The following is a 13240-nucleotide window of genomic DNA, read 5'->3' as shown; positions in this document are numbered from 1 at the left end:
AGCCCGGTCAATACCGGATGGCGTCGATCGGCCTCACCCGGACGGCGACGATGGAGGGCAACAGCCCGGCGAGTGCGCCGACGCCGACGGAGATCAGCATCCCGAACGCCGCGGCGGAGAGGGGGAACGCCGGAACGTCCTGAAGGCCCTGGCGGTGCAGGAAGCCGGTGACGACCGGGTTCTCGAGCGCGAGGATCGCGACCATCACCCCGATGACTCCGGCCACTGCGGTCGCGACGACGCACTCCATCATGACCCCGGCGAACACGCGACCCGCCGTCGCGCCGAAGCTGCGCCGGATCCCGATCTCCCTGATGCGCGCTCGGACGGTCACCATCGAGATGTTCAGGAGTCCCAGGGCGCCGAGCAGCAGGATGAGGCCCGCGCCGGCGCCGCCGACGATCTTCAGGAAGAGCAGCGGGTCCGGGCCGTCCGCAGCTTGGTAGTCCTGTCGGTTCACGCTCACCGTTGCACCATTGCCGACGGCGCGCGAGAGATCGACGGAGAGACGTTCCGACAGCGGACCAGCGACCTCGGGCGGCACCCAGGCGAAGTACTGCGTCGAGCCCGCGTCTCCCCCGGCCGCGCCGGGAGGCTGGAGCGCCCGGTAGGCGTCGTAGAGCATCCACAGCTGGGCCAGGTGCTCGTCCCCTCCCGCGGCCACCCCGACGACCACCGCGTCGACGGATGCCGGGCTGATCAGGTGCAGCATCGGGTGCGAGGCCACGTCGGGTGAGCCGAGCAGACGCCACAAGCCCTCGTTGATGACCACCGCGGGCACGAGCCGGTCGGCATCGCGCGCGGAGAACCAGCTCCCGGAGACCATCCGGGTGCGGAACATCACCGCGTAGTCCGGATCGACCAGCTGGCCGCTGAGGTTGGCGTCCGGCGGCAACCCACGCACGACCGGCTGCGCATATCCCTGGCGCGTCGAGTAGCTCACCTGGTACCGGGCGAGTGCGTCGGTCACCAGGGGGCCGAACTCCTCATCCGTGGTGAGCGGTTGGCCGTCTTCGGAGTACGGCAAGCTGATGTTCATCATCGCCGGCCGCCCCTGACCGCGTTCGAGCCCTTCGACCACGCCCTGTTGAGCGACCGCCGAAATGGCCGCGATGGAGGTGAGCGCCATGATCGCGACCGCGACACCCACGATCGCCATCAGCACCCGCGCCCGGTAGACCCGGAACTCCGACCACGCCTCCACGAGGACGCTGTAGACCGACGTCAGGGCCCTCACCGGACGGCCTCGACCTCGGCGGGATGCAGGACGCCGCCGTCGAGCCGGTGGCGGCGGTCGGCCAGTGCGGCGATGTGCGGATCGTGTGTGATCGTCACGAGGGCGGCCCTGCTGTCGCGGGCCACGCCGTCGAGCAGCCCCATGACCGCCTGACCCGTTTCTACATCCAGAGCTCCCGTCGGCTCATCGGCGAGGATCACACGCGGCTCGCGGACGAGTGCCCGAGCGATCGCGACGCGCTGCTGCTCGCCGCCCGAGAGTCTGCTCGGCAGCCAGTCGGCCCGGTCGGCCAACCCGACCCTGTCGAGCATCTCGAGCGCCAGACGCCGGCGACGCCAGAACCGGTGCGGTTCGGCGTACAGCAGAGGGGTCGCGACGTTCTCGGCCGCCGTGCGGCCGGGCAGGAGATTGAACTGCTGGAAGATGAACCCCACCTCCCGGCCCCTGCGCTTGTCCCGCTCCGCCGCCGACATCCGCTGCACCGGAACGTCATCGAACCGGATGCTACCGCCCGTCGGCTCGTCGAGCAGCCCGAGGATGTTGAGCAGCGTCGACTTGCCGGACCCGCTCCGGCCGACGATCGAGACGTGTTCGCCGGCATCGACGACGAGGTCGACCCCGCGCAGGATGTGCAGAGGCTCGGCATCCGGGATCTCCACCACGCGGGTGACCCCGTCGAGCACCAGGATCGCCATCAGCCGCTGATACCGTTCGCCGCCGCCTGCTCGTCGACCTTGGACGGGACGAACTGCAGGATCTCGTCACCCTTCTTCAGCCCGGAGACGATCTGCACCTGCTGACCGTCGAAGATCCCCAACTGCACCTTCACGGCCGTCGGAGCGCCTCCATCGGCGGCCGGCCGGTACACCGTCCCGGCCGCACCGGCTCCCTCGACGGCCGTCGCGGGAACGAGGAGTGCGTCGTCGGCCGAGCCGGCACTGATGGTCAGCTTGGCCGCCAGACCGGCGAAGACCGTCACATCCGCGGGCACCGCGCAACGCACGCTCGGGCCGCCGGTTGATCCGGATCCGGAGGGCGAGCCCGTGGATGCTGCCGGGGCCTGCGCCGACCCGTCGGACCCGGCGCTCGCGCCTGCCAGCGGTGCGCTGACACTGAGGCCGGTGCACGTGAACGGCGCCGGCCCGCCCGCGATGGTCACCTTCGCCTCCGTCGGCTTGCTCAGCAGACGGTACTGCTGCACGGCGGCGATCGACCCGGTCACGTTGAACGTCGGCGGAGCCACCTGGGCGAGCACATCCCCTACGGCGACCTGCTGACCGACGAGCACGTCGACCGCGGACACCGTCCCGGTCGCTCCCGCGGTGATCGTCACCGTGCCGTACCGCGGACTGCCGTCCGCCGCGGGCGTGGCGAGCTGCTGCTTGACGACCGCCACGGGGGTTCCGGCGTCGACCGCGGCGCCCTGCGCCACGGCGACCTTCGTCACCTCGCCCGCCGCGGTGGCCCGCACCGGGGCCGCCGCATCCGCGAACACGGTCGCGTCAAGAGTGAGGTCGTTGCGGATCGACCCGCTCGCGACCGTCGTCGTCGGCTCGGAGACGACTCCCGTCGGACTGATCCCGTCCGCTCCGGCGGTCGCACCGCTGAAGAACGCGAGCTTCACCAGGGCGGCCGCGATCGCGGCGAAAACGACGAGGCGGAGGACGGGGAACACCCAGCGGCGCATCACGCCAGGGGACGACACACTCATTCGTTCAGTCTGGCCGAGGCAGCAAAGCGATCTCATCATCCTTTGGGCTGACTCGCGCTGCTTGCACTATTGCGCTGGTGTAGCGCTCCGTTCAGCGAGGGCGCTGACCCGAAGTGAAATAGCTCGTGAGGTCGTCGCTCAGCGCGGGCACCGGAAGCGTACGGCCATCGCCTCGCAAGGATGCCGTGGCCGTCACACCGGCGGCGACCGCGTTCCTCGCGGCCACGGGTGACGTGAGGGTGTCCCCGCCCTCGCGCACGAAGTCGAGGAACTCCGAGATCATGAGCGCGTCCGCGCCTCCGTGGCCTTCGATCCCGCCGTCGACGATGAAGGTCTCATCGGCTGGGGCTGCGCCCTCGTGCCGACGATTCCACAGTCGCACTTCCGAGCCGGCCGTATCGCCGAAGTTCTCGAAGCGCCCCTCGGTTCCGATGACGGTGTAGTTGCGCCAGTAGTCGGGGGTGAAGTGGCATTGCTGGTAGGAGGCGAGCGCGCCGTTGTCGAGCGCGAGGTTCACCTGGGAGATGTCTTCGACGTCGATCACCGGGTTGAGGCCTTCCGCCGAGGAGGGCGGCCAGTTGTCGAGGCTGAACCAGTCCTGCATCCGCTCCCCCGACCGGTCCCGGCGGTCGGTCAAGGCGCCGTACACGGCGAGTGCGCCCATCGCCTGCACCGTGCTGGAGTATCCCCCTGCGAGCCAGTGGATCACGTCGATGTCGTGAGCGCCCTTCTGCAGCAGGAGTCCCAGGGATTTCGACCGGTCTGCATGCCAGTCCTTGAAGTAGTAGTCGCCTCCGTTTCCGACGAAGTGCCGGCACCAGACGGCCTTCACTTCGCCGATGCGGCCCTCGAGGATCAGCCGGCGCATCAGCGTGATCACGGGCATGTGACGCATGTTGTGTCCGACGTACAGGCGCGAACCGGTCCTGCGGGCGGCCTCGAGAATGCGGTCGCAGTCTTCGATGGATGTCGCCAGCGGCTTTTCGCAGAACACCGCCACTCCTGCTTCGAGCGCCGGGATCGCGACGTCAGCATGCCGGTCGTCCGGCGTGAGCACCATGACGGCGTCCAGGCCGAGGCTCAGGAGCGCATCGAGGCTCCCGGTGACCTGCGCATCGGAGAAGTCCTCACGAGCGCGAGCACGAGCGCCGTCGTCACGATCGCAGATGCCGACGACGACCGCGCCACCGCCCGGGCGGTGTGCTTCACGGGCGATTTCGCCGCGGTTGCCATAGCCGATCACGCCGATTCTCAGGTCGGTCATGTGGTCATCCCTTCAGGAGGTGTTTGCGGGAGGGGGTCATCGCCGCGGAATCCGGCCCAACGCATCGTCGCTCAGAGGGCTTCCAGAGACCTTCGCGGCGTAGAGCGCGGCGCCGATATCCGGCTCGAAGACCGGGACACGGAGGTCGTAGCCGTCGTACAGCTCGTCGAGCGACCGCCCGAAAGCCGCGAGAACCGGTTCAGAGCGGAAAACGCCCCCGGAGTAGGAGACGGCGATCGTCTCACCGTCCCGGTACCCGAGCGCGACGCGGGTGGCGTCGACCATCTCAGCGAACTCCGTCCCGGCGTCGGCGAGGATCTGTGCGGCGACCGTGTCGCCGGCGGCGGCGGCATCGGCGACCGACGTCGACAGCGCAGCGATCCGTGTCCGCTCCTTCTGCCAGTCGGTGAGCACCAGGCCGATCGCGTCGAGGTCGGTTCGGACCCCGAGCCGTTCGCGCATCAACTCGTGCAGCGGACCGCGAGGGAGCCGTCCGTCGCTCATCCGCGTGAATGCGTTGAGGCCGCGGGTGGCGATCCAATAGCCCGAGCCTTCGTCGCCGAACACCTCGCCCCAGCCGCCGACGCGCACGCCCGCTCCCTCGCGCTCGCCGTACGTCATCGACCCGGTGCCGCCGACGACGTTGATACCGTCGCCGGCGCACAGCGACCCGGCCCACCCGCACACCATGTCGTTGACGCACAGATAGCGGTCGCTGCGGAGCACCGACATCGGGACGGCGTCGAGCACCGGGACGTCCGCGCCGACCTCGCCGTATCCCGGCATGCCGACGACGGTGAAATCGAGCTGACCGGGGTCGATCCCGGCCTGCCGGCACACGTCGTCGACGCCGTCCGCGAGCGTCCGTGTCACCGTCTCCACCCCTAGTCGGTAATAGTCGCTGCTCGGCTGCCGGGAGCGGGCGGCCACGGTGCCGTCGGAGTCGAGCAGAACGAAGGCGGTCTTCGTGCCGCCTCCGTCGATGCCGAGGTACATGCTCACCCGCGCCCGCTTCCGTCGCCGCCGAGCGGGTAGAGCCGCACGCCCTTTACGACGCGGTTGACGTTCCCGTCCGGGAACGGGTTGTCCGGAGTCGTGCCGACGCGGAGCGCGAACGACAGTGCCAGGATCTGCGCTACGACGACATACACGCTCGCGAGGTACGCGTCGTTCACTCCGTCGAGCCCGTCGAACGTGACCGGCCGGTCTCCCTGCGCGACGACGCCGTCCGGGGCTACCGCGACGACCCGAGCCGGGTCGATGGTGTCACGAAGCTCGGCGACGATGTCCAGGTCGTACCGACGCGTGTACTCGTCCGAAGAGAGGAAGACGACCACGAGGGTCCGGTCGTTGAGCACGGATTTCGGTCCGTGCCGGAAACCCAGCGACGAGTCGTAGTGGCTCACCACCCGTCCGGCGGTGAGTTCGAGGAGCTTGAGCGCGGACTCGCGGGCGAGCGCCGTCAGCGGTCCGCTGCCCAGGTACACCACGCGGTCGCAGTCGGGTGCGGCGAGGTCGGCGATCGCATCCCAGCCCGGGCCGACGAGCCCCTCGGCAGCACGGATCAGGGGCTCCACCGTCTGGACGTCGCCGCCGAACACCAGGAGCACGGACAGCAGCATCGAGGTGAAGCTCGACGTCATGGCGAAGCCCTGGTCGTTGGCACCGGCCGGCATGAGCAGGACGCACGAATGCTCGAGGCCGCGGTGCTCCTGATTGAGCTGGCCCGCGGGGTCGCACGTCACGATCAGGTGGCTGACGTCGCTGAGGCATTCGTCGGCCAAGCGGGTTGCGGCGACGCTCTCCGGGCTGTTGCCCGAGCGGGCGAACGACACGAGGAGTGTCGGCACGTCCTCAGCCAGGAACTCACGCGGGTTGGACACGAGGTCCGTCGTTGCGATCGCCTCGATGCGCCGCGAGAGGAGGCGGGACAGTTCGGGAGCGGCGACGCCCCCGACGAACGCGGAGGTGCCGGCGCCGGTCAGGACGATGCGCAGATCGGGTCGCGCCAGCAGTGGTGCGAGGAACTCGTCGATGCGAGACCGATCGGCCGCGATACCCGTCGCGACCTGGTGCCATACCTCCGGCTGGTGGCTGATCTCTCTGATGGTGAACCGTGAGCCTTCGCTCTCGGCGCGTTCGGTGGTGACGGAGCGTGATTCAGGCAAGGAGGTCTCCCTGGTTTGTAGCGGTTGTTGAGAAAGCGTGGATCGGTCGGAGGGTGGCGGCGGCGTACGGCCGAAGGGCGTCGCGGATCTTGTCGAGCACCAGCGCACGCGGTGTCGGCTCGAGTTCGCCCGCACGCACCCGGGCGTATTGGTCCGGCAGGAACTGTCCGATCAACGGATGCGGCACGGGTCGCCGCGAGAGATTGGCGTACAGCGTGTTCTCGGCTTCCTCGATCGCGGGATCGGACCAGTAGTACCTGAGCCGGTCGCTGTAGCTGTAGCGGCGGGCGATCCGCTGCTCGTCGGCGTCGCCCTCGTAGTAGTTCTGCCAGTTTCCGGGCTCGGCGAGCATCCGCCCCTCGATCACCTCGACCAGTTTCGAGCGCTCGGCGTCAGGGACCAGCTCGTCCTCGATGGCGGCGAGAGCGAACAACGCCTCCCTCATGGCGAACGTGAGCCCGGGCCCGACCTTGAGGATCGCCCAGTGGTCCTGCACCAGCTCGCTGAGCCGAGACTCCAGTTGATAGTCGGTCGAGTGCGCCTCGAAGACCATGCCCGGCTCGCCGTCGAGGACCTCGCGCAGCGCCTCCGTGCGGGACCGCTGATAGTCGATGACCTGGAGGTGGTCGAACTCGACGCCCGGCTGCACGACCAGCGCGACGATCCGCGGCCAGACGTCGAGCACGCCGGCAGCCTCGAACGCCTCACGGTGGCGACGGAGCGTCTCCCGCGCCGCCTCGGGGGCGGTGGGCGTGAGCTCGTCGAGGGTCTCGTGCGCACCTCCCGGCACAGGCACCTCGGAACCGATCACGTAGAGCTGGCGGCCCCACTGCCCCGTGCTGCGGGCAGTCTCCTCCGCGACGCGCAGGAGACGCGCACTGCGGGACGCGACAAGCTCGTCGCCGAGCGGCACAGGGTCGCCGGCGCAGGACATGCTGCAGTCGAGGTGGATCTTGGTGTACCCGGCCTCGACGTAGGAGGCGACGAGAGCGTCGGCGTTGGCCATGGCCTGCTCGGCGGGCAGGTGCTGCCACCGGTTCGGTCCCAGATGGTCGCCGCCGACCACGATGCGCTCGTGCGGGAAACCCTGCTCGTCGGCGATCGCGTAGACGAGCGCGCGGAAGTCCGCGGGTCGCATACCGGTATAGCCGCCGAACTGGTCGACCTGGTTGGAGGTCGCCTCGATGAGCACGTAGCCGGCGTCGGCCGAGGCCTGAGCGATGGCAGCCTCCAGCACGACGGGATGGGCGGAGCAGATCGAGTAGATCCCCACCGGTTCTCCCGCCTTGTGCCTCCGGATCGTGTCCCACAGGTGGTCGTTCATCGTGCTCCCTCGTACGTGGTCGGAACCGGCGCGACCAGCTGCTCGCAGAGCGCGGCCACCGTCTCGGCGATGTTGTCGCGGCCTCGAGCCAGGTAGCGCCTCGGGTCGTTCGCTGCGGAGTCCGAGTCGAGGAACGAGCGGACCCCGCCCGTGAAGGCCACGTTCAGCGCGGTGCCGACGTTGACCTTGCGGATGCCGGAGGAGATGGCCGCGGCGAGCGTCTCAACCGGGACACCGGAGGATCCGTGCAGCACAAGCGGCACGGTGACCGCGCGGGCCAGCTCGGAGATCAGCGGGAGGTCGAGCCGTGCGTCGGCGGTCGTCATCGCGTGCGACGAGCCCACCGCCACGGCCAGCCCGTCCACGCCGGTCGCCTCCACGAACGAGGCGGCTTCGCCGGGGTCGGTCCTCACCCCGGGCGCGTGCGCGCCGTCCTTGCCGCCGATCGCGCCGAGCTCCGCCTCGACCCACAGCCCGCGCTCGTGCGCGCGCCGGGCCGATGCTGCCGTGCGGGCGACGTTCTGCGCGTAGTCGTGGTGAGCTTCGTCCACCATGATGGAGGTTGCGCCGAGGGCTCCCGCGAACGAGATGAGCTCTTCGCTGAGCTGCGCGTCCTGGATGTGGTCGAGGTGGAGGCCGACGGGCACCGCGCTCTCGTCCGCCAGGCGATCGCATGCCGCCAGCAGCGGCGCGAACCGACCGCCGTGATACCGGATCGCGTTCTCGCTGAGTTGCAGCAGAACCGGGGTGCCGGCCGTCTCCGCGCCCGTGACGATACCTTCTGCGTGCTCGAGCGTGATCACATTGAACGCGAGCACGGCGCCGTTGCGGGAGACCGCGTCGTCGACGAGCTCACGAGTCGTCGTCCGGCTCATCCCTTCAATCCCGAGAATGTCATGGTCGCGATGAACTGCCGCTGAGCGAACAGGAAGAACAGGATCAGCGGCAGGGTGGCGATCACATTGCCCGCCATGATGAGGCTCCAGTCGGTCTGGTGGGCGCCCTGGAAGTTCGCGATGCCGAGCTGCAGCGTAAAGGACGACGTGTTGTTGATCGCGATGAGCGGCCAGACGAGGTCGTTCCATGCGCCGAGCAGGGTGAAGATCGCGAGGGTCGCGAGCGCGGGGCGCGCCAGCGGGAGCACGATCCGGAAGAAGATCTGCCAGCGATTGCAGCCGTCGATCGCACCGGCCTCCTCCAGCTCGACCGGCAGGGTGAGAAAGAACTGCCGCATCAGGAAGATCCCGAACGCCGTCGCCAACCAGGGGACGATGGCCGCGCCCAGACCGTTCAGCAGGCCGAGCTTCGCGAACAGGATGTACGTCGGGATCATCAGCAGCTGTGTCGGGATCATGATGGTCGCGAGGATCATCAGGAACCCGAAGTTGCGGCCCTTGAACCGCAGCCTCGCGAATCCGTAACCGGCGAGCGAGCACAGGATGAGGTTGGAGACGATCGCGGTCGCGGAGACGACGACGGTGTTGCCGAGCCACAGCAGGATGTCGGTCTGGCCGAAGAGCTTGGCGTACCCGTCCAGCGTGAAGTGGGACGGGATGAACGGAGGCGGGAAGGCGACCAGCTCCTTCGCCGGGGAGAAGGACGCCAGCGCCATCTGCAGGAAGGGCACCAGGAAGAGGATCGCGATGGGAAGCAGCACGAAATGCCACCCGCTCATCCGTGACCGCTTCGCGGGACGCTGAGCGGTCTCCCGCGCGATCTGTGTCGAGGCCTGCGAGACCTCATCGAGTACCGTCACCATCAGAACGCCTCCGAGCCCCGCCGCCGCTGCAAGACGACGACGCCGATCGTGATGAGCAGGGTGACCGCGAAGAGCACGTAGGCGGCGGCCGACCCGTAGCCGAATTGCAGGGCGTGGAACGCCCTGTCGTAGAGGAAGTAGACGATCGTCCGTGTGGCGTCCAGCGGGCCGCCACGGGTCGTCGTGTACACGAGGTCGAACAGCTGAATGGCCTGGATGGTCTGCCAGATGCCGACGAAGACGGTGACAGGAGCGAGCTGCGGCCAGACGATGCGCCAGAAGGTCTGCCAGCGGTTGGCGCCGTCGATGCGGGCCGCCTCGATGAGGTCGGCAGGGACATCCTGGAGCGCTGCCAGGTAGATGACCGTCGTGAACGCGGCCGACCCCCACAGTGACATGATCGCGATCACGAGCATGGCCTGATGCGGGTCGTCCAGCCACCCCTGCTGCGGCAGGTGCAGCACGCGCAGGACGTTGTTGACCAGGCCGAACTGCGGGCTGAACAGGTAGGTCGACAGGATGCCGGTGGACGCCGCCGACGCGACGAACGGGACGAAGATCGCGGTGCGGTAGAACCCCATCCACCGGATCCGCCGGTTCAGCGCCACCGCGAGGAACAGCCCGAGCAGCACAGACGCCGGCACGAACAGCAGGGTGAACCCCACCGTGTTGAGGACGGAGTTGCCGAAATCGGCGTCCGACATCAGAGCGGTGTAGTTGTCGGCGCCCACCCAGGTCGGCTCGCTGAACCCATCCCAGCTCTGGAGTGAGAGCACGAACGCCCACAGGGCCGGGAAGATGGAGAGACCCAGGATGATGACGGTCGCGGGGGCGACGAACCCCCATCCTGTCAGCGATGCCTTCCAGCCGGGGCCCGACAGCCGCCGGGACCTGGTCGGCGCCGCTGCCGGCGCGATGCTGTCTGCCATGGCCGCCCCTACTTCTTGCTCAGCGCGACGTCGGCAGCGCGGGCGGCCTGCTTGAGCGCATCCCCGGGCTGTCCTTCGCCCTGCAGCACCTGGGAGATGGACTTGCCGATCGCGACGGAGAGGCCCGCGTAGCCGGTGGTGGTCGGCCGGGTGTTCTTCACGTTGTCGGAGTTCGCCACGAACACCTCATAGCCGGGGAAGGCCTTCGCCTCCTCCTTCACGGCGTCGGATCCCGCCTCGGAGGACCGCAGGGGGAGGTTGCCCAGGGCGACGTTGAAACGCTCGTCCTGCTCGGCCGATGTCAGCCACTGCGCGAACTGGGTGGCCCAGTATGCGCGGTTCTTGTCCTTGTGATCGAACAGCGCCCAGATGTCCGGTCCGGACACGGTCTGATGGTCGCCGTTCGTGCCGGGGAGCTGCACGACGCCGTAGTTCGTTCCCCCGGTCTTCAGGTCGGACAGCTGCCAGGGGCCGGAGGTGATCATCCCGATCCGGTTGCTGGTGAAAAGCTGACCGAACTTCGTGTCGGTCTGGTCGAGGTACACGCTCTTGTCGTCGACCGCCATCTTCTGGAGGAAGGTGAGCGAGTCGACACCGGCCTGCGACGCGAACTCGGCCTCCGTCGCATCCTTGTTCAGAATGCTGCCACCGGCCTGCCACAGGTGCGGCCAGAACTGCCAGGTCGTCTCTTCGCTACCGGAGACCGAGTATCCGTAGCCGTAAACGTGGTTGGCGCTGTCGGTCAGCTTCTTCGCGGCTTCGCGGAAGTCGTCCCAGGTCCAGTCGTCCGTCGGGTACGCGAGGCCGGCTTTGTCGAAGAGGGTCTTGTTGTAGAGGAGGCCGATGTTGTCGACGACTGCGGGGAAGCCGATGGTCTTCTTGCCGCTCGGCTGGGCGGTCCCGCGGGCGGCTGTGGTGAACTCATCCCACTTCACCTCGGGTTTCTTGACCTCGTCGGTGATGTCGAGCGTCCGGCCGGTGGACTCGAGCTGCCCAGCCCACGAGCCGAAGGCGTAGGACATGTCGGGATACTGGTTGCCCGCGAAGCCGGCTGAGAGCTTCTGGAGCAGCTGGTCGGTGGACGAGGCGCCCGGCGAGAGGTCGATCGACACGTTCGGGTGGAGCTTCTCGAACTCTGCGGCCAGCGACTCCATGATCTTCTCCGCGGCGTCGGCCTGGCCCGACCACACCTGGATGGTCGTCTTCGCCTTGGGATCGAGCGTCGTGGCGCCCTGTGAGCCGCTGCATCCGGCCAGGGCGGCAAGGACGGCCGCGGCGGCGACCACGCCGGTCGTTCGGAGCATGCGCTTTCGTGACGGGGACTTCATCGTCTGTTCCTCTCTCGGATTCTGCAGGATGCCGGTGCCGGGTGAACCCGGCACGATCGACTGGACAGGTGGTGCTGGTCGGTGTGGTCCGCTCGGCTGATCGTTTCTGCCGGTCGGTCAGCGGGACTCGGCGAGCGTGCCGCCCAGCGCGACCGGCAGCAGGGGTGCGTGCCGCGCCGTGAGTTCGTCGCACAGGGCCCAGATCTGTTCGGGTGTCAGCGTCGAGGAGGCGTTGGGGTCGGTCAGCACGGCCCGGCGGACCAGCTCCGGGTCGCCGGTTCGCGCCGCCTCGATGGTCAGCTCGGCGACGGAGAGGTACGTGCGGTTCAGTGCTGCGCCCTGCACCGGGATCGAACCGAAGGGCAGCGGGTGGACGCCGTCGGCATCGACCCGGCTCGGAACCTCGACCACCGCACCCCGGGGAAGGTTGTCGATGAGTCCGCGGTTGACGACGTTCGCGTGGATGATGCGCTCCGTCCCCGTGAGGATCGAGTGGATGACCTGCGGCGCGTACTCCGCCGCCCCTTCCTCCAGCTCCAGTTCGTCCCCGGCGGCGAGCGCTGCCTTCGCGTGCACGAACTCGGCCACGTTCTCCTCGGAGATGCCGATGTACTCCAGCGGGTTCAGGCGGAACCGCTCGATCTGCTCGGGCGACCGCAGGAACCAGTCGAGATACTCGGAGGAGTGCTCGCTGGTCTCGGTCGGGTAGAAGCCGATGCGACGGAACATCTCGACACGGACGCGGCGCAGCAGCTCGGGGTCGCGCTCGATCGCCTCACGCAGCCGGGGGTAGAGGTCCTCGCCGTCGCGCGACCACTCGACCAGCCAGGCCTGGTGATTCACCCCCGCAGCGCGGTAGTGCGTGCCCTCCATCGGGACCCCGATCAGCTGGCAGAGGTCGTGCACGGTCCAGTACACGCTGTGGCAGAGGCCGACGGTCTTGATCTGCGGGGCGACGACCGACATCCACCAGACATTCATCGCCATGGGGTTCGTGTAGTTGAGGAACCACGCGTCCGGGCACAGCTCGGTCATGTCAGCCGCGATGCCGGAGAGCACGGGGAACGTGCGCAGCGCGCGGAACACACCGCCGACGCCGGTGGTGTCGCCGATCGTCTGGAGCAGGCCGGCCGCTGCCGGCACCTCGAGGTCGATGCGGGTGGCGTCGATGCCGCCCACCTGGATCATGTTGATGACGAAGTCGGCTCCGACGAGGGCCGCGCGGCGGTCGAGCGTTGCGACGATCTCGGTCGCACGGCCGAAGCGGGAAGCCACCTGCTCCGCCGTACCGCGCGCGACCTCGAGCCGCTCGGCGTCGATGTCGTGCAGCACGATCTTCAGGCTCGGGAGGTCGTCGAACCGGTACAGGTCGGCGAGAAGCTGGCGAGTGAACACGACGCTGCCCGCGCCGAGGAAAACGATCTGTGGCATGACGCGATCCTGCGATACCGTGTCAACTTCGCGCAACAGAATGAGCGATTTGAGGCTAAAGTGCTCACATTGATTGATCGCTTGCGCTG

12 protein-coding genes are annotated in these 13240 nt (G+C 68.4%); all 12 read right to left on the bottom strand.

Translation table 11 applies throughout. The features are described from left to right. Nucleotides 1-7 precede the first annotated feature (7 nt). The 12 genes from ACF1AJ_RS14835 to melA all read right to left on the bottom strand — a co-directional run bounded on the left by ACF1AJ_RS14835 (nt 8) and on the right by melA (nt 13151). Nucleotides 8-1237, bottom strand: coding sequence for an ABC transporter permease (locus ACF1AJ_RS14835; RefSeq protein WP_391508031.1), 1230 nt, complete (start codon nt 1235-1237; stop codon nt 8-10). After that, the gene (locus tag ACF1AJ_RS14830; RefSeq protein ID WP_391508030.1) at nt 1234-1932 is read right to left on the bottom strand and encodes an ABC transporter ATP-binding protein; all 699 of its coding nucleotides are present in this window, start codon (nt 1930-1932) and stop codon (nt 1234-1236) included. The genes ACF1AJ_RS14835 and ACF1AJ_RS14830 overlap by 4 nt, the downstream gene beginning before the upstream one ends. Then, a complete protein-coding gene (locus ACF1AJ_RS14825; protein WP_391508029.1) occupies nt 1932-2948 on the bottom strand; it encodes a hypothetical protein in 1017 nt (338 codons plus the stop codon). The genes ACF1AJ_RS14830 and ACF1AJ_RS14825 overlap by 1 nt, the downstream gene beginning before the upstream one ends. 91 nt (nt 2949-3039) lie before the next feature. Next, nucleotides 3040-4212, bottom strand: coding sequence for a Gfo/Idh/MocA family protein (locus ACF1AJ_RS14820; protein WP_391508028.1), 1173 nt, complete (start codon nt 4210-4212; stop codon nt 3040-3042). A 36-nt stretch (nt 4213-4248) separates the two neighbouring features. Beyond that, entirely contained in the window at nt 4249-5208 is a 960-nt protein-coding gene (locus tag ACF1AJ_RS14815) for a BadF/BadG/BcrA/BcrD ATPase family protein (RefSeq protein ID WP_391508771.1), read from the bottom strand. 2 nt (nt 5209-5210) lie between these two features. Then, the gene (locus tag ACF1AJ_RS14810) at nt 5211-6380 is read right to left on the bottom strand and encodes an SIS domain-containing protein (RefSeq protein ID WP_391508027.1); all 1170 of its coding nucleotides are present in this window, start codon (nt 6378-6380) and stop codon (nt 5211-5213) included. Continuing rightward, entirely contained in the window at nt 6373-7704 is a 1332-nt protein-coding gene (locus ACF1AJ_RS14805) for a D-tagatose-bisphosphate aldolase, class II, non-catalytic subunit (protein WP_391508026.1), read from the bottom strand. The genes ACF1AJ_RS14810 and ACF1AJ_RS14805 overlap by 8 nt, the downstream gene beginning before the upstream one ends. After that, nucleotides 7701-8579, bottom strand: a complete 879-nt coding sequence (locus ACF1AJ_RS14800) for a class II fructose-bisphosphate aldolase (protein ID WP_391508025.1) — start codon at nt 8577-8579, stop codon at nt 7701-7703. The genes ACF1AJ_RS14805 and ACF1AJ_RS14800 overlap by 4 nt, the downstream gene beginning before the upstream one ends. After that, complete coding sequence (locus tag ACF1AJ_RS14795) at nt 8576-9463, bottom strand: carbohydrate ABC transporter permease (protein WP_391508024.1); 888 nt, start codon at nt 9461-9463, stop codon at nt 8576-8578. Before ACF1AJ_RS14795 ends, ACF1AJ_RS14800 begins: the two co-directional genes overlap by 4 nt. Further along, nucleotides 9463-10392 carry a carbohydrate ABC transporter permease gene (locus ACF1AJ_RS14790; RefSeq protein WP_391508023.1) on the bottom strand — a complete coding sequence of 310 codons (930 nt, stop codon included), beginning with the start codon at nt 10390-10392 and terminating at the stop codon, nt 9463-9465. The genes ACF1AJ_RS14795 and ACF1AJ_RS14790 overlap by 1 nt, the downstream gene beginning before the upstream one ends. A gap of 8 nt (nt 10393-10400) precedes the next feature. Next, nucleotides 10401-11696, bottom strand: coding sequence for an ABC transporter substrate-binding protein (locus ACF1AJ_RS14785; RefSeq protein WP_391508022.1), 1296 nt, complete (start codon nt 11694-11696; stop codon nt 10401-10403). Between the two features lie 141 nt (nt 11697-11837). After that, nucleotides 11838-13151, bottom strand: coding sequence for an alpha-galactosidase (melA, locus tag ACF1AJ_RS14780; RefSeq protein WP_391508021.1), 1314 nt, complete (start codon nt 13149-13151; stop codon nt 11838-11840). Nucleotides 13152-13240: the final 89 nt, after the last annotated feature.

Source organism: Leifsonia sp. NPDC014704 (assembly GCF_043083605.1).
GTDB lineage: Bacteria > Actinomycetota > Actinomycetes > Actinomycetales > Microbacteriaceae > Leifsonia.
This window is presented reverse-complemented; position numbering and strand designations above follow the sequence as displayed.

What these genes read in the sequence shown, in the direction of transcription:
- ACF1AJ_RS14795 (WP_391508024.1), bottom strand. Translation starts at nt 9,463, where the DNA reads ATGGTGACGGTACTCGATGAGGTCTCGCAGGCCTCGACACAGATCGCG.
- ACF1AJ_RS14830 (WP_391508030.1), bottom strand. Translation starts at nt 1,932, where the DNA reads ATGGCGATCCTGGTGCTCGACGGGGTCACCCGCGTGGTGGAGATCCCG.
- ACF1AJ_RS14800 (WP_391508025.1), bottom strand. Translation starts at nt 8,579, where the DNA reads ATGAGCCGGACGACGACTCGTGAGCTCGTCGACGACGCGGTCTCCCGC.
- ACF1AJ_RS14790 (WP_391508023.1), bottom strand. Translation starts at nt 10,392, where the DNA reads ATGGCAGACAGCATCGCGCCGGCAGCGGCGCCGACCAGGTCCCGGCGG.
- ACF1AJ_RS14805 (WP_391508026.1), bottom strand. Translation starts at nt 7,704, where the DNA reads ATGAACGACCACCTGTGGGACACGATCCGGAGGCACAAGGCGGGAGAA.
- melA (WP_391508021.1), bottom strand. Translation starts at nt 13,151, where the DNA reads ATGCCACAGATCGTTTTCCTCGGCGCGGGCAGCGTCGTGTTCACTCGC.
- ACF1AJ_RS14820 (WP_391508028.1), bottom strand. Translation starts at nt 4,212, where the DNA reads ATGACCGACCTGAGAATCGGCGTGATCGGCTATGGCAACCGCGGCGAA.
- ACF1AJ_RS14825 (WP_391508029.1), bottom strand. Translation starts at nt 2,948, where the DNA reads ATGAGTGTGTCGTCCCCTGGCGTGATGCGCCGCTGGGTGTTCCCCGTC.
- ACF1AJ_RS14785 (WP_391508022.1), bottom strand. Translation starts at nt 11,696, where the DNA reads ATGCTCCGAACGACCGGCGTGGTCGCCGCCGCGGCCGTCCTTGCCGCC.
- ACF1AJ_RS14815 (WP_391508771.1), bottom strand. Translation starts at nt 5,208, where the DNA reads ATGTACCTCGGCATCGACGGAGGCGGCACGAAGACCGCCTTCGTTCTG.